21 protein-coding genes are annotated in these 25508 nt (G+C 55.7%); 14 read left to right on the top strand and 7 right to left on the bottom strand.

Annotation, left to right across the window (positions count from 1 at the left end; translation table 11 throughout):
- The first annotated feature begins 10 nt into the window (after window positions 1–10).
- From PHACT_RS10595 to PHACT_RS10585, 3 genes are read left to right on the top strand one after another with little or no spacing between them, the layout of a single operon-like run.
- On the top strand, window positions 11–1048 hold the full coding sequence (locus PHACT_RS10595) for an asparaginase (protein WP_070117745.1): 1038 nt from the start codon (window positions 11–13) through the stop codon (window positions 1046–1048).
- 59 nt (window positions 1049–1107) lie between these two features.
- The gene (locus tag PHACT_RS10590; RefSeq protein ID WP_070117744.1) at window positions 1108–2955 is read left to right on the top strand and encodes a DUF885 domain-containing protein; all 1848 of its coding nucleotides are present in this window, start codon (window positions 1108–1110) and stop codon (window positions 2953–2955) included.
- A gap of 2 nt (window positions 2956–2957) precedes the next feature.
- Window positions 2958–4301, top strand: coding sequence for a M28 family metallopeptidase (locus PHACT_RS10585; RefSeq protein ID WP_070117743.1), 1344 nt, complete (start codon window positions 2958–2960; stop codon window positions 4299–4301).
- A 16-nt stretch (window positions 4302–4317) separates the two neighbouring features.
- Here the strand turns inward: PHACT_RS10585 and PHACT_RS10580 are convergent, their stop codons facing one another.
- Both PHACT_RS10580 and PHACT_RS10575 read right to left on the bottom strand, forming a co-directional pair.
- On the bottom strand, window positions 4318–6570 hold the full coding sequence (locus tag PHACT_RS10580) for a penicillin acylase family protein (RefSeq protein ID WP_211284392.1): 2253 nt from the start codon (window positions 6568–6570) through the stop codon (window positions 4318–4320).
- Between the two features lie 15 nt (window positions 6571–6585).
- Window positions 6586–7971, bottom strand: coding sequence for an APC family permease (locus PHACT_RS10575; RefSeq protein ID WP_245730696.1), 1386 nt, complete (start codon window positions 7969–7971; stop codon window positions 6586–6588).
- Between the two features lie 124 nt (window positions 7972–8095).
- Here PHACT_RS10575 and PHACT_RS10570 point away from each other — a divergent pair, with 124 nt between their 5' ends.
- The gene (locus tag PHACT_RS10570; protein ID WP_070117742.1) at window positions 8096–8983 is read left to right on the top strand and encodes a mechanosensitive ion channel domain-containing protein; all 888 of its coding nucleotides are present in this window, start codon (window positions 8096–8098) and stop codon (window positions 8981–8983) included.
- On the opposite strand, the gene PHACT_RS10565 is transcribed toward PHACT_RS10570, so the two are convergent.
- Window positions 8978–10150 (bottom strand): dicarboxylate/amino acid:cation symporter, encoded by a 1173-nt coding sequence (locus tag PHACT_RS10565; RefSeq protein WP_070117741.1) that lies wholly within the window; start codon window positions 10148–10150, stop codon window positions 8978–8980. The two genes, PHACT_RS10570 and PHACT_RS10565, sit on opposite strands and share 6 nt — an antisense overlap.
- 234 nt (window positions 10151–10384) lie before the next feature.
- Here PHACT_RS10565 and PHACT_RS10560 point away from each other — a divergent pair, with 234 nt between their 5' ends.
- The 5 genes from PHACT_RS10560 (at window position 10385) to PHACT_RS10540 (ending at window position 16586) form a co-directional block, all read left to right on the top strand.
- Window positions 10385–11614 (top strand): serine hydrolase domain-containing protein, encoded by a 1230-nt coding sequence (locus PHACT_RS10560; protein WP_070117740.1) that lies wholly within the window; start codon window positions 10385–10387, stop codon window positions 11612–11614.
- 391 nt (window positions 11615–12005) lie between these two features.
- Complete coding sequence (locus PHACT_RS10555) at window positions 12006–13280, top strand: efflux RND transporter periplasmic adaptor subunit (RefSeq protein ID WP_070117739.1); 1275 nt, start codon at window positions 12006–12008, stop codon at window positions 13278–13280.
- A 57-nt stretch (window positions 13281–13337) separates the two neighbouring features.
- Window positions 13338–14042 carry an ABC transporter ATP-binding protein gene (locus PHACT_RS10550; RefSeq protein WP_070117738.1) on the top strand — a complete coding sequence of 235 codons (705 nt, stop codon included), beginning with the start codon at window positions 13338–13340 and terminating at the stop codon, window positions 14040–14042.
- Between the two features lie 15 nt (window positions 14043–14057).
- Window positions 14058–15365 carry an ABC transporter permease gene (locus tag PHACT_RS10545; RefSeq protein WP_070117737.1) on the top strand — a complete coding sequence of 436 codons (1308 nt, stop codon included), beginning with the start codon at window positions 14058–14060 and terminating at the stop codon, window positions 15363–15365.
- 9 nt (window positions 15366–15374) lie between these two features.
- A complete protein-coding gene (locus PHACT_RS10540; RefSeq protein WP_070117736.1) occupies window positions 15375–16586 on the top strand; it encodes an ABC transporter permease in 1212 nt (403 codons plus the stop codon).
- A gap of 192 nt (window positions 16587–16778) precedes the next feature.
- Here the strand turns inward: PHACT_RS10540 and PHACT_RS10535 are convergent, their stop codons facing one another.
- Window positions 16779–17348 (bottom strand): YbhB/YbcL family Raf kinase inhibitor-like protein, encoded by a 570-nt coding sequence (locus tag PHACT_RS10535; protein WP_083264511.1) that lies wholly within the window; start codon window positions 17346–17348, stop codon window positions 16779–16781.
- A gap of 167 nt (window positions 17349–17515) precedes the next feature.
- On the opposite strand from PHACT_RS10535, the gene PHACT_RS10530 reads away from it, so the two are divergent.
- The 4 genes from PHACT_RS10530 to PHACT_RS10515 all read left to right on the top strand — a co-directional run bounded on the left by PHACT_RS10530 (window position 17516) and on the right by PHACT_RS10515 (window position 21355).
- Window positions 17516–19285, top strand: coding sequence for an ABC transporter transmembrane domain-containing protein (locus PHACT_RS10530; protein ID WP_070117735.1), 1770 nt, complete (start codon window positions 17516–17518; stop codon window positions 19283–19285).
- Window positions 19286–19309: 24 nt separating this feature from the next.
- Complete coding sequence (locus PHACT_RS10525) at window positions 19310–20401, top strand: ADP-ribosylglycohydrolase family protein (RefSeq protein ID WP_070117734.1); 1092 nt, start codon at window positions 19310–19312, stop codon at window positions 20399–20401.
- 90 nt (window positions 20402–20491) lie between these two features.
- The gene (locus PHACT_RS10520) at window positions 20492–20800 is read left to right on the top strand and encodes a late competence development ComFB family protein (RefSeq protein WP_070117733.1); all 309 of its coding nucleotides are present in this window, start codon (window positions 20492–20494) and stop codon (window positions 20798–20800) included.
- A gap of 96 nt (window positions 20801–20896) precedes the next feature.
- A complete protein-coding gene (locus PHACT_RS10515) occupies window positions 20897–21355 on the top strand; it encodes a DUF3429 domain-containing protein (RefSeq protein WP_070117732.1) in 459 nt (152 codons plus the stop codon).
- Window positions 21356–21359: 4 nt separating this feature from the next.
- Here PHACT_RS10515 and PHACT_RS10510 read toward each other — a convergent pair whose 3' ends face one another.
- Both PHACT_RS10510 and PHACT_RS10505 read right to left on the bottom strand, forming a co-directional pair.
- Entirely contained in the window at window positions 21360–22109 is a 750-nt protein-coding gene (locus PHACT_RS10510) for a TrmH family RNA methyltransferase (protein WP_070117731.1), read from the bottom strand.
- Window positions 22110–22112: 3 nt separating this feature from the next.
- On the bottom strand, window positions 22113–23762 hold the full coding sequence (locus tag PHACT_RS10505) for an NAD(P)/FAD-dependent oxidoreductase (protein WP_070117730.1): 1650 nt from the start codon (window positions 23760–23762) through the stop codon (window positions 22113–22115).
- Window positions 23763–23893: 131 nt separating this feature from the next.
- Here PHACT_RS10505 and rlmE point away from each other — a divergent pair, with 131 nt between their 5' ends.
- Window positions 23894–24514 carry a 23S rRNA (uridine(2552)-2'-O)-methyltransferase RlmE gene (gene rlmE / locus PHACT_RS10500; protein WP_070117729.1) on the top strand — a complete coding sequence of 207 codons (621 nt, stop codon included), beginning with the start codon at window positions 23894–23896 and terminating at the stop codon, window positions 24512–24514.
- Between the two features lie 67 nt (window positions 24515–24581).
- Here the strand turns inward: rlmE and PHACT_RS10495 are convergent, their stop codons facing one another.
- Window positions 24582–25439 carry a D-amino-acid transaminase gene (locus PHACT_RS10495; RefSeq protein ID WP_070117728.1) on the bottom strand — a complete coding sequence of 286 codons (858 nt, stop codon included), beginning with the start codon at window positions 25437–25439 and terminating at the stop codon, window positions 24582–24584.
- Window positions 25440–25508: the final 69 nt, after the last annotated feature.

Raw genomic sequence — 25508 nt, 5'->3', positions numbered from 1 at the left:
AAGCAGAGCAATGAACAAAACCAGACGCATCCTGATTATCTACACCGGTGGCACCATCGGCATGCAACAGACCGTTGATGGACTCGCCCCGGCACCCGATCTGGCGGCAGAAATCAGACATATGCCCGAACTGGGGCAGGCATTTCAGACCCATCCGCCTGTTATCGAAACCATGAGCTATGAGCCTCTGCTGGACAGCTCTGACATGACCCCTGGACGCTGGGTCCAGATCGCTCGCGATATTCAGCAACGCTACCAGCAGTTTGATGGCTTTGTTGTACTGCACGGGACCGATACGCTGGCTTACACTGCATCTGCATTGAGCTTTTTCCTTGAGCACACGGACAAACCCGTTGTTGTCACGGGTGCCCAGTTGCCATTTGCCTACCCACGCAGCGATGCCCGCAACAATCTGATTTCGGCATTGGAAGTGGCCGCCAATATGCCTGAGACCATGACTCAGGTGTGTGTGGTGTTTGGCTCCAGAATTCTGCGCGGCAACCGGACCACCAAAGTGTCTGCAAAGGCCTATGACGCCTTTGATTCACCCCGCTACCCCAACCTGGGTGCCATCGGCATTGATGTTGAGTACAACCGCCGGGGTCGCTTTCCAACAGATTTTGGTAACTTTGCCGAACAGGGTCAGTTGCCCGCCGACGAAGCCGTTGCGCTGGTGCGCCTGTTTCCCGGTTTCAGCGCCGAAACCCTGCGCGCCATATGTCAGAACAGCGCACTGCGTGGCATCGTGCTGGAAGCCTATGGCGCTGGCAATGGACCCAGCAAGAATCAGTCATTCCAGGATGCCATTCAAGATGCCGTAGGTGCAGGAATCGTTGTTGTCGTGGTCTCACAACCGCTGGATGGCATCGTCCGCATGAACAGCTATGCCGCTGGCAGTGCGTTGGCCCGGGCCGGTGCCATCAGCGGACGGGACATGACCACGGAAGCCGCCCTGACCAAGCTGTACTACCTGATTGCGCTGGGATACAGTGCAGACATGATCGCCCAGCACATGAAAACACCGATCGCGGGAGAGATGCGCCGCTGACAGACGCCTCATCTTTTCTACCTGACTGCCTATTTTAACAAAATACCGAGGTCATACCGATGCACAAACTGACTGCAGTTTTTCCGACAGCACTGCTGGCCATGTTGATAGGCTGCTCCCCGGCCAACGACGCCCAACCACCGACAACGACAGATAGTCAGCCCCAGGCCGAAGGTGCAGTCACCAGTAATGAAACCCGACAACCACCGGAAGCTATCGATGAATTTTTTTCCGAATTCACCGCCCAGTGGGTCCGGGCCAATCCCAACCAGGCTATCAGCGCCGGCTATTTTGAAGGCGAGGAACAAAACCAGCTGGAACAGCAGATCACGCCGCTGACAATGGCGCAGGAGCAGCGCATCATCGACCTGGCACGCTCCGGTCTGTCGCAACTGGATACGTACGACTTGAGCGAGGAAAATGACACCACGCGTATTTCCGCCGATGTCATGCGCTGGTCGCTGGAACGCGTGCTTGATAACGAGCGCTTTCTGGATTTCGAATTTCCATTACAACAAATGAACGGCGCCAATGTCGGTCTGGTCAATCAACTGACAGTTGTGCATCCGCTGCGTTCTGCCAATGACGCTGAAAATTACCTGACCCGCCTGCAACTGCTGGACGACCGCATGGGTGAAGCCACCGCCGAAGCAGCGCGACGTTCTGCTACTGGCATTCAACCTCCCACGTTTATCCTGCAGACCACCATCGATCAGATGGACCGCTTCATCTCCGACGCGCCGCGCGATAACCCGCTGGCAACAACCCTGTTCAGCAAAACCGCAAACGTTGAAGGTTTGAGCGAAGACCAGCGCATTCAGTTACTCGAACGCGCAGCCACGATTGTTGCTGATGAGGTTTATCCCGCCTGGCGCGATGCCATTGCCGAGCTCCAGTCACAGTTGCCGCAGTCGACCAATGATGCCGGCCTGTGGGCGATAGAAGGTGGCGACGAGTACTATGCCGCACAGCTCAAACGTTTTACCACCACCGACCTGAATGCGGACGAAATTCACCAGATTGGCCTGCGCGAGGTGGCACGGATTGAGGCCCAGATGGATGCCCTGATGCGCCAGATCGGTCTGGAAGAAGGCACCGTCGAGGAGCGTTCGGTTATTCTGCAACAGAACCTGGCCTATCCTGATTCTGATGAAGGCCGGACCGCGCTGATGGACGACATTGAAATTTATCTGCGCGACGCGGAAGCCCGTGCCGAAAGCCTGTTTGACAACCGTCCCACGACACCGGTTATTGCGCAGCCCTACCCCCAGTTTCGCTGGGAGAATGCGGCCGCGTCTTACACCTCGCCTCCGCTTGACGGTTCTCGCCCCGGTATTTTCCAGATGCCCTTGCGCCTTGACCGGCTAAGCAATTTCACACTGCGCACGCTGGTCTACCACGAAACCGTGCCAGGCCATCACTTTCAGATCGCACTGATTACTGAAAACGACGAATTACCCCGCTTCATGCAGATTCGCGCCTTTGGTGGCATCTCGGCAAGCTCTGAAGGCTGGGCATTGTATGCAGAACGACTGGCCGCAGAAGAAGGCTGGTACGAAGATGACATTGAAGGTCTGCTGGGACAACTGGACTCGGAGCTGTTCCGGGCACGACGCCTGGTCGTTGATACCGGGCTTCATGCCAAGCAGTGGACCCGCCAGCAGGCAATCGACTATGGCATTCCGCCCAGCGAAGTCGATCGCTATGTGGTATTTCCGGGACAGGCAACGTCCTACATGATCGGGCAATTGCGCATCATCGAATTACGCGAACGCGCACGCGAAGCCCTGGGCGATAATTTCTCCATGCAGGAGTTCCACAACGTTGTGCTCAGCCTGGGCGTCGTCCCGCTGACAGTGCTGGAGCGCGAAGTAGATGCCTACATCAATGCTGAAAGAGAGGTCTGATCATGAACACCCAATATCCCGGCATAACCATTGCCCTGCTGGCTGGCACTTCTTTGTGGGCCACGGCCAACGCGGATGAACAGGCGTTGCACGATATTGCAGCCGCAACATCGGCAAGGAGACTGGAGCAGGACATCGCCACGCTGGCTGGGTTTGGCACTCGCCATACGCTGTCGGAAACTGATTCCGATACCCGTGGCATCGGTGCCGCCCGACGCTGGATAAAAGCGGAGTTTGATCAGATTTCCGCTGACTGTGGCGGCTGCCTGGATGTGTTCTATGTCAGCGGCATTGTCTCGGGAACAGCCCGGGTTCCTGACCCGGTGGAGGTCGTCAATGTCGTCGCCATTCAGCGCGGCAGCGACGACCCCGCGCGTTTTGTCATGATGAGTGGTGATATCGATAGCCGCGTCAGCGATATCATGAACGCCACTAGCGACTCTCCCGGCGCCAATGACAATGCCACCGGCATGGCAGGCACCATCGAAGCGGCCCGCGTGCTCAGCCAATACAGTTTCCCCGGCTCCATTCTTTACGTCGGCCTGTCCGGTGAAGAGCAGGGTCTGAACGGTGGCGAGATTCTGGCTGCGCATGCGCTGGAGAATGACTGGGATATCAAGGCGGTCATCAATAATGACATGATCGGCAATATTCGCGGCATCAACGGCGTCGTCAATAACACCACAGCACGCGTTTTCTCGGAAGGCACACGTTATGTGGAAACCGACGATGAAGCACGGCAGCGTCGTTTTCAGGGCGGTGAGGTTGATTCCGCGTCACGCAATATGGCGCGTTATATCGACGACATAGCCGATCGGTTTATCCCCAACCTTGATGTCATGATGGTCTACCGTCTGGACCGGTTCGGTCGCGGCGGCCATCACCGGCCGTTCAATGAAGCAGGTTTCCCCGCAGTCCGCATCATGGAGACCAATGAGAACTATAACTGGCAACATCAGGATATCAGGGTGGAGGACGGTATCGCCTATGGCGATGTTCTGGAACATGTCGATTTCGACTACACGGCCAAACTGACAGCCCTGAACGCTGTGACCATGGCGGCGATGTCGTGGGCGCCAGCGCCCCCCGGCAATGTCAGCATCAGTGGTCAAGTGAGCCCGGATACAACACTGAGCTGGGAGAAAGTTCCGGGTGCCACGCAATACCGGATTCACTGGCGCCTGACTACCGACGCTCAGTGGAGCCAGTCACGGACCGTGGGTGATGTTGATACGTTCACGCTGGAGAACGTTGTTATCGACAATTACTTCTTTGGTGTCTCCAGCGTCTCTGCCAGCGGAGTACAGAGCCCGGTGGTGTTCCCGGGCCCTGCCGGTGCGTTCTAACACCGGTCACTGACGGTCATTGGCCAGGGTGGTAAGTACGCACTGCCCTGGCTTCCACGTCTTCACGATAGTACGCCACGTCTTTAAACTCACGGTCTGCATAACGCTGCGCCTGGTCATCAAAATGTGGTGACGTCGGGTCGGAACTCTGCCCACCTGCCAGCAGGCTTTTGGCACGTACTCGCTCACCAAACTCGACTACGGCAATGAAGCTGTTGCCGGAAGAACCGTATATCCGGTTGGTACCCGGATAGGCACGCGCCCCGAAAGAAGCCAGTGCACCCCAGCGCGACGATGCCATCCCCACCGGCAGACTTGGCGCATTGTCACTATACGGGTGGTCAATGTCGCCCGTAATACGCTGATAGCGATTGATTTCGCCCCAGGGCGTATTCCAGGTACCAAACGCTTCATTCAGCTGCAGAAGGGTAGCGCTGAACACTGACAGCCGGTCCACCGGATCACTACCTGTGCCCAGCCAGTTGATCTGTTGCATCTGGCTCATATCCTCAGGGGTATCAATCTCGCGGGCCGCATTCATGCCATAAAAATGCGCCAGCGTCATGCCAACTGAATCAGTACTGACACGATAATCCCAGCTCCGTAACGCATCAATCGCCTGCTCCAGATCCGGCCAGTCAGGCTCCAGTTCTTCCCAGGCTCTGATCAGACCTGGCACCAGCTGTTCAAATCCATTTATATACGGGTCATACGCCAGATCTATCAGCGATTCCAGCGTGACTTCCGAGGCATCCTGCAGCACACGCACGGCATTCAGGCCACGAAAGTTTTCAGCCTCTGGCGCCATGTACGCTGGGAAGTCACTGGCTTGAGGACTATTGTCCCCCGCCATGGTAAAGGGCGTGCCATTGGTATTCTGCAACCAGCCATTGACCGGGTTGACCATCATCACGGTCTCCCCGACGTCGTGTACGCCTTGCCAGTCAGTAGCCGGGTCGCTGCCGTCAACCGGTTGCGAATAGTCAAAGCGGGGATCGCGGCGCGGCATGAAGTTGCCATGGAAATAAGCGATGTTTCCTTCGGCATCGGCAAACACCGTGTTGTTTGATGAGTTGGTGCGGATATCCATCATGTCACTGAATTCGTCGTAATTCGCCGTTTTCATGCGCAGGTAGGACTGGCGCAGAGCGTCGACTGCATTCCAGTTGATTCGCGTCACCACCCAGTTGTCGCCCTGCATGTGGGTTACCGGGCCCTGATGGGTCATGTAGCGCTGAAAGCTGCGCTGCTGCATGACGCCATCATCATCAACAAAGTTGAGCGTGATATCGGACACCTCAATGGGTCTCAGATCGTCGCCATAACGATAAAAGTAGTCGCCGTTCTGCTCTACCACGTCATGCACAAATTCATCCATGAAGTCGGCGCCAGTGGACGTGTGCATCCAGCCCGTGGTTTCATTAAAACCCTGATAGATGAAGAATTGTCCCCAGGTCGCAGCACCGTAGGCATTCAGCCCCTCCCCGCTGACAACATGATACTCCCCACGAAAAAAGAAACTCGTGTGCGGGTTGATCAGCAACATGGCGTTGCCCGAGGCCGTACGCGAGCCTGCCAACGCAAACCCATTTGATCCCACCGGCTCATCATGAATACTCTGTGCCAGCGGTGTTGGCGCCGACGATGTTGGAGACAGCGCCGCCACCGCAGCAGGGCTTACACCAGAGTAGAACGCTTCGATGCCACGCGTCGGAATCTGCTCGATATCTCCCCCGATGGACCCTTCAAAGAAATAGAACGGCATCCAGGATTCAAAGCGCGACAGCAGAGTCGGCGTAACCTCGGGGTGTGTGGCGAGGTAATAGTTCAGACCATCGGCAAAGGCATCACTTAAGGCTTGCAGCCAGGCCGGTGCGGCCTCATAGGCTTCACGCGCCTCTGCTTCGCTCATGTAGAGCCGGGCGCGCAGATCGCTGTATAACGCGGATTCACCTTCCACTTCCGCCAGCCTGCCAATCGCCCAGATATAATTACGTTCTATGCGTGGAAAATCGTCCTCCGCCTGAGCATAAAGAAAACCGAACGCAGTATCCGCATCGGTCTCGGCATAAATGTGCGCCACACCATAATCGTCACGCATGATGGTCACGCGCTCAGCAATGCTCTGCAGGCGTTGCAGCTCAGATCCGGAGGTATCACTTTCCGGTGCCGAGCAGGCCGCCAGACCCAGTAGCAACAGCCCGATTAACGAACGGACCGGCAACAAAGTTTGACGTAAATTGAGAAATTGAGCAGTCAGGCGGGACATGACGAATCTCCGTTATTATTGTTTAAGAACAGGTTTGCGTTCGATAGCAGAATATTTTTCGGTCAGCAGGTAACTGATGAATCCCAGCCCAATAATGATGGCCGCAATGGCAGCTTCCTGTGGTCGGTTGAACGCAATAAAGCTGAGCGTCCAAATCATGATGGCGCTGTAGATCAAGGGTGGCAACGGAAACAGCCAGGTGCGGTAACTGCCAGCCTGCCTGTCTACGCCACATCGATATCGAAGCACAAAAACACCCAGTACCGTGGCCAGCGAACTCAAACCAAGAATAAAACCTGAGAATACCAGTACCGATTCAAAGGTTGAGGTGACAATAAACAGGATAGTCAGCCCGCCTTGCGTATACACTGCTGTTCGCGGCACCCCGCTGGCATTGCGCAATGCCAGCCGACGGAACAGGCGAAAGTCTTCACCCATCACCTGCAGCACTCGCGGCCCCGCCATCAACATGGCACTGACTGTTGAAACCAGCAACAGTGACAACACCCCGCCCATCACCAGTGCACCGGTGCTGCCAAAGGTTTGTTGAGCCACAATAACACCGATTTCCAGCCGTCCTTCGAGCTCGGCCATGGGCACCGCATACAGGAACGCGGCATTAAGCGCCAGATACAACAATATAACAACTGCCGTGCCGCCGATCAGCACCAGCGGCACCGATTTTGATGGATTCTCTACCTCACCGGCGATATAGGTGGCCGAGTTCCAACCGGTATAGGCATAGTTGACATAGATCAGTGAAATGGCAAAGGCACTGCTTAACAGCAGGGTGCCGTCGCCGTCTGTTGGCAGCAGGTTAACCGTCTGCGGTGCTTCCACCGTCGTGCCCACCAGCGTCACGAATCCAACAATCAACAGCACTTTCAACACGGTGAACCAATTCTGCAGACCGCCACTGGCTTTGTGGTTGCGGCCATGTACATAGGTGACCACCGCGACCAGCGCCAGCGCCGCTGTCATTCTATTCACGGAAACCAGGTGGCTGACCGAGGAATCCAGATACGCCGCGAACGTCATCGCCGCCAGCGCTGTGGGCGCGGCAAAACCAACCGTCAGCGACACCCAGCCAGAGACGAATCCCAACGATGGATGATATAGCTGGCTGAGAAAATTATATTCGCCACCTGAACGCGGCAGGCGGCTGGCAAGCTCGGCGTAAGTCAGGGCACCACACAGCGCGGCAATACCGCCGACCAGCCACAGCATCAGCAAAACGAAGGTCGATTTAATATCAATGATCTGGTATCCCAGACTGGTGAACACCCCTGTCCCCACCATGTTGGCAACGACCACGGCAATGGCAGTGGCCGGCGTATACCGGGCAGACGTTTGGGTGCCGGCATCGGCAGCTGCGGCGACAGGCGCGTGTGAATCACTCAAAGTACAGCCTCTCTGGTAAACTGTGGGCAAATCCTTGTTGAAGACCTCATAATAGGACTGAAGCATCGCAAGTGAAAGCTCAAATTTTGTGGGTCGGCCAGGTGACAGATGAAAGGGTTAAACCATGATTGACAGTATTAGAATGTCATTTGCCAATTTTGTGGTGCCAGACACTCTGTTGAGCCTGCTGGTCAGCACCGGATTATTGATTGTGGCTGTACTGATCGCCCGCGCACTGGTGTCGCGTTTTATCAGGCGTCAGGTTGATTCGATGGAACTGCGCCGGCGCTGGCTGGTGCAGACCCGTAACGGGTTCATACTGCTGCTGATGCTGGGCCTGGCTTTGATCTGGGGTGAGGAGTTACGCACATTGGCGTTGTCGATTGTCGCCATTGCCGTGGCGTTTGTCGTCGCGACCAAAGAATTGATCATGTGCATTACCGGCTCCATCCTGAAAGCTGGGGCCGGTTCCTTCAGTATCGGTGACAGAATCCAGATCAGGGAATTCCGGGGCGACGTCATCGATCAGAATCTGCTGGCCACAACCATACTCGAAGTAGGCCCCGGCAAGCTGACGCATCAACGCACCGGACGCATGGCCGTGATTCCCAACGCCCTGTTTGTCTCCGAACCGGTCATAAATGAAAGCTTCACTCATGACTACGTCCTGCATGTGTTCACGGTGCCGTTCAAACGCGATGACGACTGGCGAAGCGCGCAACAGGCCATTGTGGAGTCAGCACGCAGGCAATGTGCCCCTTTCCTGGAGGAAGTACGCCGGTATATGAACCGGCTTAGCGTAAGCCGGGGGCTGGAACCACCCTCAGTCGACCCCAGAGTCACCATGCAGGTGCCGGTAGCAGGGGAAATCCACCTGATCGTGCGGGTGCCGGTGAAGTCCGGCCAACGAGGTTTTATTGAGCAGGCGATCATGTCCGAGGTGTTTCAGAACAATGACTACCTGCCCCGCCCGCAAACTAACGAGAACACGCCGACCGCTCCGCCCTCATGATGACGCAGTCGTCGTGTCAGGCTCTTCTGTAGCGGCCTCGCCAACCAGAATCGACAAGGCACCGTCACAGGTCACATTACAGGCCGTGCCAAAACTGTCCTGCGCCATGTACAGCGCAATCATCAACGCCACGGCGACCTCACTGAAGCCCAACATTGAGCCCAACAACCCCACCGCCGCCATCACCGCCCCGCCCGGCACACCGGGCGCTGCCAGCATAACAATGCCCAGCATCAGAATGAATGGCACGATAATGGTCAGCGACGGAATGTCGAGGCCGTTGTAAATGGACATCACCGCGACCGCACAACTGACAATGGTGATCGTTGAGCCGGACAGATGAACCGTGGCAAACAGCGGCACGGTGAAGTCGGCAACATCCGGCTTTACGCCATTGTTTTTACTGGCTTGCAGCGACACCGGGATGGTGGCGGCACTTGACATGGTGCCCAGCGCCGTAAAGTAGGCGGGCAACATGTTGCGGATCAGCGTGAGCGGCGATTTGCCAGCCTTGATGCCCGCGAGCGTAAACAGCAGCAGTATCCACGCCCAGTGCAGTACCAGCGCCATGATCAGCACCACACCAAAGGTACGTAAGGTACCAAACACGGTGCCTGCCGCAGCCAGCTCGGCAAACACCCCGGCAATATACACCGGCAGCAGCGGTATGATGATATTCACCAACAGGCGCTGAATAATGTCGCGCCCGTGATCTGACAACGTTTTTAATTGTGTGGCGCCCGTGGCGGCAATGCCTACCCCGAAAATAAAGGCCAGTGCCAGCGCCGTCATGACATTAAAGACCGGCGGTATTGTCAGCTCAACAAACGGCGCCAGGGTCACCTGACCGGACTCAGGGGTCGCGGATCCGGGTGAGGTCAGCATGGGCACCAGTATCGCTGCCACCATAAAGGCAATGGTGCCGGCAATTAATGTGGACAGGTACGCCAGGCCCAACGAACGGCCCAGCAGACGCCCTGCATTGGTGGGCAAGGCAGCAATGCCACTGGTGATAAAAAACAGAATCAACAACGGAATGGTAAAGAACAGCAGTTCACCGAACAGGGCTTTGAAGGTGATTAATACCTGGATCAGGCCATAAGGGGCGAAAAGCCCGACCAGCATACCTGTTAATATGCCCGCAATCAGTTTTATTATCAGTTGCATGAGTCGCTCTCTTGGTGAGGGTCTGCTGTTGGTTTCTGTTCGCAAAAATACACAGTCAGGCCGCAAATTACCATCTTTGCAGATAATGAAATGTTGGTAACAATCGTGCTGCCGTGCGTTCCGGGTAGCGTATCCCGTGTCAAATTGACTCATTTCAGGTGCTACCGCATAATCATCTCAAGATCAGGGCTGCATAACAGAGCCCGACAACAACAACGCTGAGGTGACTCACCCATGAAACAGATCATACAGACCACTGCCGCAGCGGCCCTGCTGCTGGCCGGCTCCATCACTGCCATGGCGGATGACAGCTCCATCAACATGATTGATGCGTCCGAATTTGGGATTGATTCGTCAGAAATCGCCTCTATTCAGTCGCAGATGCAGGCTGCTGTTGACGGCAACCACATCGCCGGCGCGCTCCTGCTGGTAGGCAACAACAGAGGCGTCGGGTTACTGGAGACCGCCGGCACCCAGGGTCCTGACGATGCCACGCCGGTGGATGCCCAGACCATTTTTCGCATTTACTCCATGACCAAGCCCGTTGTCAGTGTTGCCGCCATGTCGATGGTGGAAGACGGCCTGCTCAGCATTGATGATCCGGTCGGCAAATATATTCCTGCCTTCAGTTCACTGGAGATCATAGATCAGGAGACCGGCGCCACCCGCCCGGCACAGAACGAAATGACGGTTGCGCATCTGCTGACGCACAAGTCCGGTCTGGTGCAGTCGATATTCGCCATGGGCACCACCCTGGGCGGCATGTACGAAGCCAACGTGCCGTCTGATGGCAGCGCTACCGCGCGCGAGGTGGCAGACAGCCTGGGCGAGCTGCCCTTACTGTTTGAACCCGGAACAGCATGGCACTACGGCCACTCCACCGACGTGCTCGGCGCTGTGCTGGAAGTCGCCGCCGGCCAGACACTGGACGTGATTCTGAACGAGCGCATTTTTGAACCGCTGGGCATGGATGAAACAACGTTCTACGTTCCGGCCGAAAAAGCGTCACGAATCGCCGAGCCGGTGCATGGCGCCATGGGCGACAATACCGTGGTGCGACCCATGCTGTCCGGTGGCGGTGGGCTCAACTCCACGACTGAAGATTATGTGCGCTTTGCCCAGATGCTGCTGAACAATGGCGAGTATAACGGCGCGCGCATTCTGGAAGAGGAAACACTGGCGTTGATGCAGGAAGAACGCATCACCGACGATGTGTCGCGCGAATACTTTTTCTACGGCGACCGTGGTGGCTGGAGCCTGGGTTTCCATTTGCAGCCGGTTGATGCGGCCAACCCTGACGGCGCCAGCAACTTCGGATGGCGCGGCATCGGTGGCACACTGTTCGTGGTGGACCCGGTCAATGAGTTCTTCATGATCTACATGGAACAGAAGCGCGGCGGTCCACGCGGTGCGCCGTTTGACAACAACGTGGCTCAGCGCGTGGTTTACGAGGCCATCGACTGAAGCAACGGATGATTGTGTATTCCCCAAAAAAAGCCGGCTGACTCAGCCGGCTTTTTTTGTTTTCCTGCCTGCTCTCAAAACCTTTCAACTGTGCGTGCTCCGTATGGCGCAATTGCCAACTTCGGTGGCGAACTTCGCCAACCCTCTTGCAGAATAGCCACCAATTTCCCCAAACGGATTCTACCCGCACTCACTGAAGCCACCTTATCCTGTTGTTTTTTATAAACTAATCAACATTTCTTGGCGCTTGGCCTCAATCTTGCTATCCCCTATGCGCCAAACAGCTATTTAGCAGTGGATTTGAACCCTTGTCTCGACAGCAACGTCTCAGTCTTGTTCAGTCCCGGTTTAAACAGCACCAAGCCCAACTTTTTATTGTATCGGTACAAAAATGACAATCAGCGATACCTCCGCGCAAGACGTTGTTCTGACGCCGACCACCGGTCGCAAAAAATTGATCATCATCACAGTGATCTCAGCGTCACTACTACTGTTTGCCTGGCTCGCACTGCCTGCGCTGCAACGCTGGACGCAGGCGCAACAGTCAGTGTCTGCCGAGCGCCTGCGTTTTGCGCAGGTCATCCGCGGCGACTTCGTGCGTGACGTCACAGTGCAGGGACGAGTCGTTGCCGCCATGAGCCCGACCCTGTTCGCCAGCCAGACCGGCACCATCACGTTTAATGTTGATGCCGGCGATGAAGTGGAGCAGGGACAGGTTCTTGCCACCATCGACAGCCCGGAGATGCAGAACATGCTGTTACAGGAGCGCTCACGGCTGATGTCACTACAGATTGAATATGACCGCCAGCGCATCGCCAACCAACAGGAAGTGCTTGAAAATACGCGCGCGTTCGATTCAGCAGCGCTGGCTTTAAAAGCAGCACAACGTGAACTGACTCGCTCAGAACTCGCCATTGCGCAGGGTGCGATCAGCAGTGTGGATCACGAACGCACCCGCGACAATCTTGATACCGCCAGAATCATGCACAAACACGCAGAGCTTGACACCGAGCTCGATAATGAACGCCTGACCTTTGAACTACAGACGCGACAACTGGCAGTGGACCAGCAGGAACTGCTGGTGCAGGACCTGTCCCGTCAGGTCGAGGAGCTCGCCATTGTCTCTCCCGTCAGCGGCATCGTTGGCAACCTGTTGGTCGACCAGAAGACCAATGTCGCCCGCAACCAGGCTGTACTGAGTGTGGTCGATCTTTCTGCCTTCGAGATAGAAGTACAGGTACCGGAAAATTACGTTGGCGACCTGGCCATTGGCATGCTCGCCGAGGTTCGCGCTGGCACGCAATTGCAGCACGCCACACTGGTGGCAGTGTCTCCTGAAATAGTCGACAACCAGGTCTCTGCCCGACTGCGTTTTGACGAACGTGTACCGGATGGCCTGCGACAGAATCAACGCCTGAGTACACGTATTCTGCTGGAGGAGAAACAGAACGTTCTCATGGTTCAACGCGGACAGTTCCTGGAAAGCGGCAGCGGCCGCCAGGCTTACCGGGTGATAAATGACATCGCCTATCGCACCCCCATTGTCATTGGCGCGACCAGTCTGGCGTCGGTTGAAATACTCGACGGCCTGAACCCCGGCGATACCATCATTGTCTCTGGCACTGACGCGTTTGACGAAGCCGACACTGTTCTGATCAATAACTGATAACAACTGTTAACAAAGACGTTCAGCGTGGTGCTGACCACCACAAGGAGACACCGCATGCTCAAAATGACACACATACAGAAGGTATTTCGCACCGACCTGGTGGAAACCCACGCCTTGCGCGATATTTCGCTGGACGTAACCGAAGGTGAGTTCATCACCATCACCGGTCCGTCGGGCTGCGGCAAAACCACGTTCCTGAACATCGCCGGCCTGCTGGAGACCTGGACTGACGGTGAATACCTGCTGGACGGGCAAAATGTCGCTGCATTGAGTGATTACCAACGTGCCAGACTGCGCAACCAGAAAATAGGGTTTATTTTCCAGAGCTTTAACCTGATGCCGGACCTGAACCTGTTCGACAATGTTGACGTGCCGCTACGATACCGCGGCATGAAAGCCGCCGAGCGCAAAGACAGAATCGAGCGGGCGCTGGATTCGGTGGGACTGCTGTCACGCAAAAAACATCTGCCGTCACAGCTGTCCGGCGGGCAGCAGCAACGTGTTGCGATCGCCCGCGCCCTGGTCGGCGAGCCTCGCTTCCTGCTGGCCGACGAGCCCACAGGCAATCTGGACTCCAACACGGCAGAAGGCGTCATGGAACTGCTTCAGAATATCAACGCTGCCGGCACCACCATTATTATGGTGACACATGACCCGTCGCTGGCTAGTCGCAGCGCCCGCAACATCCATTTTATGGATGGGCGAATTGCCCAAACTGATCAGTTGGCTTCCGCTGGTCAACTTGATGCTGTCAGCTGACAGGGAGACGACAACATGCTCTTCTATTATATCCGCCTGGCTCTGCTGAGTTACCGTCGCAATCCGGTCCTCAGTTCACTGATGGTGCTGGCCGTGGCCATCGGCATTGGCGCTTACATGGTAATTTTCACGCTTAACTATTTTATGGGCGGCGACCCGATACCACACAAAAGTGATCAGCTGTACCACGTTCAACTCGACTATGGTGACCCTTCGTTTCCCGACTTTGAAGCGCCGCCTCAGCTGACCTATATCGATGCTATGGCGTTACTGGAACTGACCAATGAACACGCCAGAACAGCCAGTTCAAAGTTTTCGGGCGTGGTGGAACCGCAGAATAGAGAAATCCGGCCATTCGGGGTTAATGGTCGTGGTAACTTCAGCGAATTCTTTACCATGTTTGATATTCCTTTTCAGTACGGTAGCGGCTGGGATCGCAGTGCTGATGAAAACCGTCAGCAGGTCATTGTGCTGTCACAGGAGCTCAACCAGCAGTTGTTTGGTGGGTCCAATTCGGTGGGTGAGACAGTGCTGCTACACGGCTTTAATTTTACCGTCGTGGGTGTGCTTGAGCAGTGGGCGCCCGTGCCCAAGTTCTACGATGTCAATAACGGCCCCTTCGACCCGATCGAAGAAGCCTATATCCCCTGGCATCTGATCGTTTCCCTACGCATGAACCGTGCAGGCAATACCAATTGCTGGAAGGCGCCTGAAGGCGATGGTTTCCAGGCCTTCCTGAACGCTGAGTGCGCGTGGATTCAATTCTGGGTCGAGCTGCAGGATCAGAACAGTTATGAGGACTACCTGAATCTGATCAACAACTATGCCGCCGAACAGAAGTCCTTTGGTCGTCTGCGGGTGCCGGTCGACAAACGTCTGTTCGATGTAAATGAATGGCTGGTTGAGCAGGAGGTGCTGCCCGACGAAACCCGCATTCTGTCAGCGCTTGCTGCCATGCTGCTCGCCGTTTGTTTGCTCAACACGGTCGGCCTGCTGTTGGCTAAATTCCTGGGCAAAGCACCTGAAATCGGTGTCCGCCAGGCATTGGGTGCACACAAGGGCTCTCTGTTTATTCAACATGTGATTGAAGCCGGCTTTATCGGCGCCATGGGCGGCGTGCTCGGCCTCGGTGTGGCAGCACTGGGACTGGAAGGCATCAAGATATTGATGGGCGACCTCATTGTCTCTGACTGGATGCACCTGAATCTGACCGTGGTGCTGGTGACCATTGCGCTGGCCATTGTCAGCACAATCATCGCTGGCCTGTATCCAATCTGGCGGGCCTGCAACATCAACCCTGCCATTCACCTTAAATTGCAGTAGGAGAAACGTATGGAATTCGGCCCTATTCTGCGCGCACTGCTGCGCAACAAACTTGGCGTCATACTAATAGCGGTACAGATTGCCTTTACCATGACGGTCATCGTCAATGCCATCTATATCATCAATCAGCGCGGCGAGCTGATGCAACGCCCGAGCGGTATTGACGAAGACAATCTTTTTTACATTAGAAGTATCGGGTTTGGTCAGGACTTCAATGAGGAAGTCACTTACGCGGATGACCTGGCGCGTCTTCGACAAACACCCGGCATTGCTGATGCGACTGTCATCAACGCCATTCCGGTCAGCGGCAGTGGCTCCTCTTCAGGTTTCAGTCTGGAGCCCAACGACGTTGCCTCAATGGTGCCCAGCGCCATCTATTACGCCGATCACCACGCCCTCAACACAATGGATCTGGAGCTCATTGCCGGCGTCGACTTTTCAGAATCTGATTTGCTCGTGCGCGAGTCATCTCTGAATGCCAATGCCGGTTCCGTCATCATTACCCAGGCGCTGGCCCAGCGCCTGTTCGACGGTTCAGTACAATCCGCCGTGGGTCAGACCCTGTACACACCGTCTCAACAGGCGGTGCGTATTATCGGTGTCGTGCGCCGACTGCAGGCACCCTGGCCGGAATGGCCTGATATCGAGAACTCGGCCATTTTTCCGGAAGTTGTCATCGATGGCTCCTCGCTTTACCTGATACGAACTGAAGCCGGAGAACAGAACCGCCTCATGCCACAAGTCGAGGAAATGCTGGCGGCAAGCAACAGCGAACGCATACTGCGCCAGTTGCAGACCCTGCAGGAGACACGTGAGGAGAGCTACCGCATCGACAGCGTGATGACACGTATTCTGTACGTGGTCATTGCCACCCTGGTTTTTATCACCGCGATGGGGATTGTCGGCCTCGCGGTATTCAGCATCAATCGCCGTCGCAAGCAGATTGGCACGCGTCGGGCACTGGGCGCGACCCAGGGCGACATACTGCGTTACTTTCTTGTCGAGAACGTCATGATTTCCGGTATAGGCGTGCTGACGGGTGCAATCCTGACCATCGCGTTCAACATTTTCCTGGTACAGACCTTCAACATGCCCAGGATCGACTGGTATTACACACCGGTCGGCATGCTGGCTCTGTTGCTGGTCGGTCAGCTTGCCGTTATCGGGCCGTCCCGGGCAGCTGCCCGGATCACACCGGCGCTGGCTACCCGGTCGGTATAAGTGGATAAACCCGGCGATTGTAATAGTACAAAAAGCGGAGAAAATTCAATTCGACTGCCATAATGCGGGCGAATCAAGAAAAACAATAAGGAATCGATTTGAGCACTGACATTGGTGCGGTGGACTGATTCGTTTCGCAAGCGGCCGCTCCAGGTATGAAGCAAGAGCGGCCGCTTGCGTCCAACGAAGGCATTACTCCTGTTCGTAGTGTCCCATCAGCATGCCCGTTGCCAGCACATGGCCGTCAATGGCTTCCAACAGCTCTGCCTTGTTTAACCCTTCAGGTAGATCAAGTGCTGCGTCGAGCGCATAAATTCTGAAATGATAGGCGTGCAGTTTGCCATCCTTCGGCGGACGCGGACCAAAGTATCCGGTCTGACGCAGACCGTTGACGCCATTGATCATGCCGTCCAGACCTTCGACCCCGGCAACCTCTGCTTCTTTGCTCAGACCTTCCGGCAATTGCATGGCATCTGCCGGGATATTGTAGGCGACCCAGTGCACAAACGGCTGCGGCATGGGCGCAATCGGATCATCCATCACCAGCGCCAGTTGTTCAGTACCTGCCGGCAGGTTGTCCCAGCTGATCTGCGGCACAGTATTGTCGCCGTATGCAGAATACGCCAGTGGTACCATGCCGTGATGGTCAAAGGCGGTGCTGCTGACGGTAATGGTGTCTTCCATCTCGGCTGCCGACAGCATGGCAGGCAGGGCAAAAATACTCAGCGCCATAACGCCAAGCGCACGTTTGATTGGTTTCATGATTTGTACTCCCGGTTAATTAACAACACATCTGATGTCGGTGTCCAGAATAGAGCAGACCACCGTGCAACTCAATGCATTCGCCCCGACTTTGCGACGACGCTATTGTCTGGCTCGTTGTAGCGTGACAGACTGCAAAGCCCATCTTCACAGACAACGCCTGACATATGGACAAGACAGCACCCAAAAAGGCAGGAATCAGCAGCCTGCTGCAGGCAGCCCGTTTCGTTCTTCCCTACAAAAAGCAGATTCTGCTGGCGGCCGTTGCGCTGTTATTCACTGCCGGCCTGACATTGGGCCTGGTACAGTACGTTCGCATTATCGTTGATTCAGGTTTTGTTGCCGGTTCCGCGCAATCGTTAAGCGGCGCCATCTTCGGTTTTCTGGTAGTTGCCATTTTGCAGGCAATCGGCACATTCTCCCGCTTCTATTGGGTATCCTGGCTGGGAGAGCGGGTCACTGCCGATATCCGCAAAGCAGTTTTTGATCATCTGCTGACCATGCACCCGGCGTATTTTGAAGACAATATCAGCGGCGAAATACAGTCTCGCATCACCACCGACACGACTCTGCTGCAAACCGTTATCGGTTCATCAGCCTCCATCGCGCTACGCAACACCTTACTGCTGGTTGGCGGCGTCATTTTTCTATTTATCACCAATCCGCGCCTGACCAGCGTTGTGCTGCTGTGCATCCCGCTGGTCATCGGACCGATCATTATTTACGGACGCCGTGTGCGAAACCTGTCTCGCCGGACTCAGGACCAGATTGCCAACGTGGGCGCCTATGTTGGCGAGAGTATTCAGCAGATCAAGACGGTTCAGGCCTATAATCATCAGCATGAAGATCAGCGCCTGTTTGCCGGCCATGTAGAAACCGCCTTCAACGTGGCGCTGTCGCAAATACGGTCGCGCTCGTTGCTGATTGCCATTGTCATGACGCTGGTTTTTGTCGCCATGGCAGCCATGATCTGGGTCGGCGGTCAGGATGTTATCAGCGGACGCATGAGCGCGGGTGAGCTCACCGCTTTTATTGTCTATGCTGTCATGGTCGCCTCCGCCGTTGGCGCCATCAGTCAGGTGTTTGGTGACCTGCAACGTGCTGCCGGTGCCACCGAACGTCTGCTGGAGCTATTGAACGCAGAGTCAGCTATTCGCGCACCGGACTCGCCTGAGCAGCTTCCCGGGAAACTACAGGGTGAATTGCGGTTTGATGCTCTGCGCTTCTGCTATCCAACCCGCCCGAATACACCAGCGCTGGAAGACTTTTCGCTCAGTATCGAACCTGGCAGCAGCCTCGCACTGGTAGGGCCCTCAGGCGCCGGAAAATCCACGCTATTTGACTTGCTGCTGCGCTTTTACGATCCGCTCAGTGGCAAGATTTTTCTGGATGGCGTCGATATCCGGGCGCTTGACCCAACACAATTGCGGCAACATTTTGCTCTGGTGAGTCAGCAGCCCACTATCTTCACCGGCACAGTGGCAGACAATATTCGTTATGGTTGCCCGGAAGCCAGTGACGACGAGGTTCACGCGGCCGCCGATGCTGCCTTTGCCACTGAATTCATAACCCGGCTGCCCGATACCTGGAACAGCCAGCTCGGCGAGGCGGGCATTCGCCTGTCTGGCGGCCAGAAACAGCGCCTGGCCATCGCCCGTGCCATTCTCAAGGATCCTAAAATATTGCTTCTGGATGAGGCTACCAGTGCTCTGGATGCCGAAAGCGAGCGTACAGTACAAATAGCACTGGAGAAACTGATGCAGGGTCGGACGACGCTGATCATTGCACATCGACTGGCAACCGTGCGCAATGTCGACCGAATCGCCGTCATGGAAACCGGCCGACTGATCGCCACCGGTACGCACGACGAGCTGTTAAAAAGCAGTCCACTTTATGCACGTCTCTCCGCATTGCAATTTGACGCCCCGCTTTCATAGCCTGGCTGTGCACGGAGTAGAAACATGACGGAACCACAAAATCGCGCTCAGGCAGCGCTAAAGGCGCTGTTTGTCGGCGACTCACTGGCCATGCCAGTACACTGGTATTATCGGCCAGCCGACATCTATCAACAGTTCCCTGGTGGCGTGCGGGATCTGCATGACGCTCCTGCGTTTCATCCATCGTCCATCATGTCGCTGCATTCCACGAATAGCGGTGGCCGGCGCAGTCGACAGAATCAAGCGGCAACAGAGCGCAGCGTTGTTGGTGATGTCATACTCAAAGGCAAGCGCCAATTCTGGGATATACCCAATCAACACTATCATCGGGGCATGCGCGCCGGCGAAAACACCCTGAATGCCCACTGCGCTCGTGCCGTCATGCGGTCGATCGCGGCAAATGCAGACCGGTATGACGCCGCCAGGTTTGTTGATCATTACATCGACTTGCTGACGGCTGATCCACCAGCCCACCCGGATACCTACGCAGAGTCCTATCATCGCGGCTTCTTTGCCAATCTGGATGCGGGCAAACCACCACTGCGCTGCGGCGCGGTAACACACGACACGCCATCCATTGGCGGGCTGGTGACCATTGCCCCCATCGTTTTTGCTGAGCGGCTGCGTGGCGTTGCGCTGGAGGAGGTGCAGGAGCTTTGCCATCAGCACCTGCTGCTGACTCATCCGGATACCGGCCTGGCACGTACCTGCCGGGCGTATGTGAATTTGCTGGACACACTTCTGTTTCGCGAAGAATCAGACGATGTCATGTCAATTCTTGCACAGACAGCTCAACGCAGCATTGGTCTGGATCTGCCGTCGCTGCTGGCAAAAACTCGTGACGACCAGGAAGTGCTGGGGCGCAAATACTCAATTGCCTGTTACATAGACGGTGCCTGGCCCGGCATTTTGTATCTGGCCGCCCGCTACTGTGGTGACAGCGGCAAGGCTCTGATTGCCAATACCAACCTCGGTGGAGACAATGTCCACCGTGGCGCCGTGCTGGGCGTCATCAGCGCGTTGTGTCAGCCGTCAACAGACGTTGAAAACTGGTATCAACGGCTGATTGACGAACCGTCATTGTCGCATGAGATAAATCGTTTGCTGACCGTGTAAGCTGATTTTCGGGAACTGCCGATTCATACCCCAGGCTCTGTCCATCTTCGATAAGCAGGGGTATGATGAAGAAAATGAACAGGATCTACTATGGACTCAATCACTAATTATTACGAAAAAATGGTGCTCGACTGTATCAGACGAGCACTCGCCGGTACCAAGGCTGCACATGACGATGACTATATCGCGGATGTCGCCTGTGTTGCCCTTAACAGACTGCCGGCGCGATACGTGCGCCATATTGTCGACACTCGCTTCTTCGAGTCGGAGAGCGATTACAAAACCAACGCAGAATCCGTTGAATTGGCGGTGAATCACGCCCTTGACTACATCAAGCAGCGCGCTGATGAATCACCCGATGGCACCGCTCACGCCAAGCCCGGCGCAGGCTCTAAATAGCAGGGCTTGCCGGGGCCCGCGCAGGCAGCAAACGCGAGAATTCTGGCGGGTAGATCAGATATCGGATCTGGTAATGGAAAGGGAGTATGGCGTTATATGTCGTTCAACAACCAATCTGCAAAACATACCAATCTACCTGCCATTCTGGCCGGGCTGGGAGCGCTGCCGTTTCTGGCCAGCAGCCTGTTTTTGACCCTCGGCGTCTATAACCTTCCATTGCTGGGAAATACGGCGGAAATTTTGCGAAGCTACAGTCTGGCCATTGCCGTGTTCATGTGCGGCATACACTGGGGGCAGTACCTTCAGGACACCCAGGCAAGAAACCTGAACCTGTTGATGGTCAGCAATGCACTGACTCTGGTGTGTTGGCTTGGCTTCCTGATGGCGTCTTTTGTGGCGTATTTTGTTATTGTCATTGCCGTCTTTCTGGCTTTGTTATGGGTGGATTATCGCCTGTATCAAGGCGGCAGAATTACTTCGCGCTACTTCAAAATGCGGCTCGCAGTCACGGCCGTGGTATGCGCCTCGCTGGCACTGCCATTGAGTTTCATCTGACGCTTCAACTCAGACGGTTCAACTCGTAGAGACACATATTTAAGGCAGATGCGACGTTCAGAGACTCCACCTCACCGCGGCCGGGTATGGTATAACTGGCCGCCCCAAGCGCCTGCAACTGTTCCCGTGGCACGCCCCTGGCCTCGTTGCCAAACACCAGACATTGTGCCTGCTGAAAGGACTCCGAGCTCAGCCTGTCACCCTGCATGTCGAGACAGGCAATAGTGCTATAACGCGACGATAGTGACGACAGCTCAACATTCAGTTCGATGGCCACATTAAAAATCGCTCCCATACTCGAGCGCACGACCTTGGTATTAAACGGATCGACGCAGCCCGGACTGAGAAGGCAGGTAAAACCGCCAAACCAGCCCAGCGTGCGCAGAATTGTGCCCAGATTGCCTGGGTCCTGAGTTTCGTATAGATACACCGCCCTTGGCGTCGCTGCATCTGTTTTACTCGCAGTTTGACTCAAGGCACTGACAGGCACACAGGCAACAATACCCTGCGGTGATTTTGTGTCCGACAACTGTGCCATGGCCCTGTCGCCGACCACGGTCTTTGTCAGATTACTGGCCCAACCCTGGTACGCTTCGGTGACGTACAGTTCGCTCGCCAGTAACGCTGCGTTTGTCTTTGCTGCTTTCTCCAGCTCCAGCACCAGGTGCTCACCCTCGGCGAGAAAGCAGTCATACTGATAGCGGTATTTTTTCTGATGCAGCTTCTTCAGCTCATCAATTTTTAATCGTGGCATGCATCAGACCTCGCTGTCGGATTCAGAAGCATTACCGGATGCCAGATCGGACAGCATGGCCAGTGCCAGCGCTTCGGCAACTCTGATGCCATCCACTCCCGCCGACAGAATACCGCCGGCATAACCAGCACCTTCTCCGGCCGGATACAAACCACGCGTATTGAGACTTTGCAGGGTCTGCGAATCCCGTGTTATTCGCACCGGCGAAGATGTTCGAGTCTCGATGCCAGTCAACACTGCATCGTTCCGATCGAAGCCGCGGATCTGTTTGCCAAAAGCAGGCAGCGCTTCCCGGATAGCCTCTATTGCGTACGCCGGTAACGATGGAGACAGGTCTCCCAATTTTATACCGGGCTGATATGACGGCTCCACTTCGCCCAAACTGGTTGATGCTTTTCCGCGAATAAAATCACCCACTAGCTGCGCCGGCGCACAGTAATCTTTGCCGCCCAGTTCATAGGCGCGTGTTTCCAATTGCTCCTGCAGCGCGACACCGGCCAGCGCGTCGCCTGGAAAATCCTTTGCCGGATCGATGCCGACAACAATACCAGCATTGGCATTGCGTTCATTGCGGGAATACTGGCTCATGCCATTCGTCACTACGCGCCCTTCTTCTGACGTCGCTGCGACCACGGTTCCGCCCGGGCACATGCAGAAGCTGTAAACCGCACGTCCATTGCTGGCATGATGCACCAGTTTGTAATCAGCTGCGCCCAGTGCATCGTGACCGGCATACTTGCCCAGCCGTGACTTATCGATCAGCGACTGTGGGTGCTCTATACGAAAACCGATGGCAAAAGGTTTGGCTTCAAGAAATACGCCACGTCGGTGCAGCACGCGAAATGTGTCGCGCGAACTGTGACCCAGCGCCAGCACGACATATCGGGAATTTATAGTTTCGCCACTCTCCAGCGTCACTCCGGTCACGCGACCATCGGTGACATCAAGGTCAGTGACTTTGCTTTCAAAACGAATCTCCCCGCCCAGCGCCCTGATCTGCTCACGCATGGCCGACACCACACCGGTCAGACGAAAGGTGCCAATGTGGGGTTTGTTGACAAACATGATTTCTTCCGGCGCACCCGCTTTAACAAACTCGCGCATGACCTGCCTGCCATAGAATTTCGGATCCTTGATCTGACTGTACAGCTTGCCGTCAGAAAAAAGCCCCGCACCACCTTCGCCAAACTGCACATTCGACTCCGGCGTCAGCTCCTTCTTGCGCCACAACGCCCAGGTATCCTGAGTACGACGACGCACGTCTTTGCCGCGCTCCAGCACGATGGGCCTGAACCCCATCTGGGCCAGCAACAGGGCGGCAAACAGGCCGCACGGGCCAAACCCGATAACGACAGGTCTCTCTGACATTTGTTCCGGGGCGCTGGCAACCGGATGGTAGGCGATATCCGGGGCTGGTCGCACATGCTGGTCGCTGGTAAAACGTTGCAGCAAGGCTGCTTCGTCCTGCACGGTGGCGTGGATGATATAAACAAAGGTAATTTCACTGTTTTTTTTGCGAGCGTCATAACTGCGTTTGAACACAAAAAAGTCGAGCAGCTCAGTGTCGCCAAGCTGCAGACGCTGCAGTATGGCGGCACGGAGTGCTTCCGGCTGATGCTCCAGTGGTAGCGAAAGTTCGGTCAGACGAATCATGGTGTAGCCCCGGCCGGTGGCCCCGGCAAAAGGTGGTGAAGCGCAGTCGGCATGGCGCCGGTACTGCTCATTTTGTGACTATGCTATGCTTTCATCCCTGAAAAGTCACCAACAGCACTCCCGGCAGGATCATGGCACGATCAAAAAGCAGCAAACGCTGGCTCGACGAGCACGTTAACGACCCCTATGTAAAAAAGGCTCAAATAGACGGTTTTCGTTCACGTGCCAGCTATAAATTGCTGGAGATAAACAACAAAGACAAATTGATTCGTCCGGGCATGCTGGTCCTCGACCTGGGGTCGGCGCCTGGAGGCTGGTCGCAGGTGGCTGCGCCCATCACCGAGCCAAAAGGCCGTGTCATTGCCTCAGACATTCTGCCCATGGACTCAATCGCTGACGTTGAGTTCATCCAGGGTGATTTTACCGAGCAGGAGGTGTTTGATCAGATCATGGCGGCACTGGGTGGTGCCCGGGTCGACCTGGTGATGTCGGATATGGCACCCAATATCAGTGGCGTCGACGCCGCCGATCAGGCTGCGTCCATGTACCTGATAGAATTGGCTCTGGACATGGCGCGTCAGACCCTGAAGCCTGGCGCCAATTTCCTGACCAAGGCCTTTCACGGCGAGGGCTACGATGATTATGTCAAAGACCTGCGCAGCAGTTTTGATAAAGTACTGACCCGGAAGCCCGATGCCTCACGAGCACGTTCCCGCGAGGTGTACCTGGTTGGCAAGGGTTTTAAGTCCTGACCCCGGAACCTTGATCAGTATCCCACTGCAGCGCCAGCACCCACGCGTGAATCAGCGTTGGCTCTATCTATTTACCGGCAGCTTCTGCCAACAGGCTTTCGATATACAGGTTCCTTAACGTCTGTGTCAGCGGCCCGGGCCGACCATCAGCGATCAACGTGCCGTCAATACTGACAACCGGCATCACCAGCGTGGTTGCGCTGCTAAGAAAGGCTTCCTCGGCCGTCATGGCCTCTGCCAGCGTAAAGCTGCGCTCTATCAGCGTCATGCCTGACTGCTCAGCCAGCTCCAGAATGACCCGTCGACGAATGCCGGGCAGTATTGAATTGGACAGTGCTCGCGTGACAATGGTTCTGTCTTTGATAATAAACGCGGAAGAAGATGCGCCTTCGGTGACCGCACCATCCTCCACCATCCAGGCTTCAAACGCACCCTGCGCCGCGGCCTGTTGCTTGGCCATACACTGACCCAGCAGGTTCAGGGATTTGATGTCTCGCCGTTGCCAGCGCAGGTCTGGCACGGACACAACCTTGACGCCGGTTTCCGCCGCCGGATTGTTGAGCAGGTTGCGTGTGGACGTATAGGCCATGATGGTGCTTTTGGCATGCGGTGGATAGGCAAAATCACGTTCGGCGATGCCGCGGGTAATCTGCACATAAACGCTGCCCTCGGCAATATCATCGCGCCTGATCAGTTCGCGCAGCATAACCAGGTAGTCCGCTTCGCTGAAGGGCCAGGCTATTTCCAGCGCACTGAGGCTACGTCGCAGACGCTCAACCGAATAGTCTTCGTCAACCAGCTTGCCCATGACCACGGGAATCACTTCGTAGACGCCATCACCAAACAGGAAGCCGCGATCGAACACGGAAATGGCCGCTTTTTCTGCGGGGAGATAGTCACCGTTCAAAAATACCGTTCTGCTCACAACACACACCTTTTTTGTTTGTTGAGACTGCTTGTTTAGATTGCTTGTTTAGATTATTTGCTGAACTCT

It is taken from the genome of Pseudohongiella acticola, assembly GCF_001758195.1.
GTDB lineage: Bacteria > Pseudomonadota > Gammaproteobacteria > Pseudomonadales > Pseudohongiellaceae > Pseudohongiella > Pseudohongiella acticola.
This window is presented reverse-complemented; position numbering and strand designations above follow the sequence as displayed.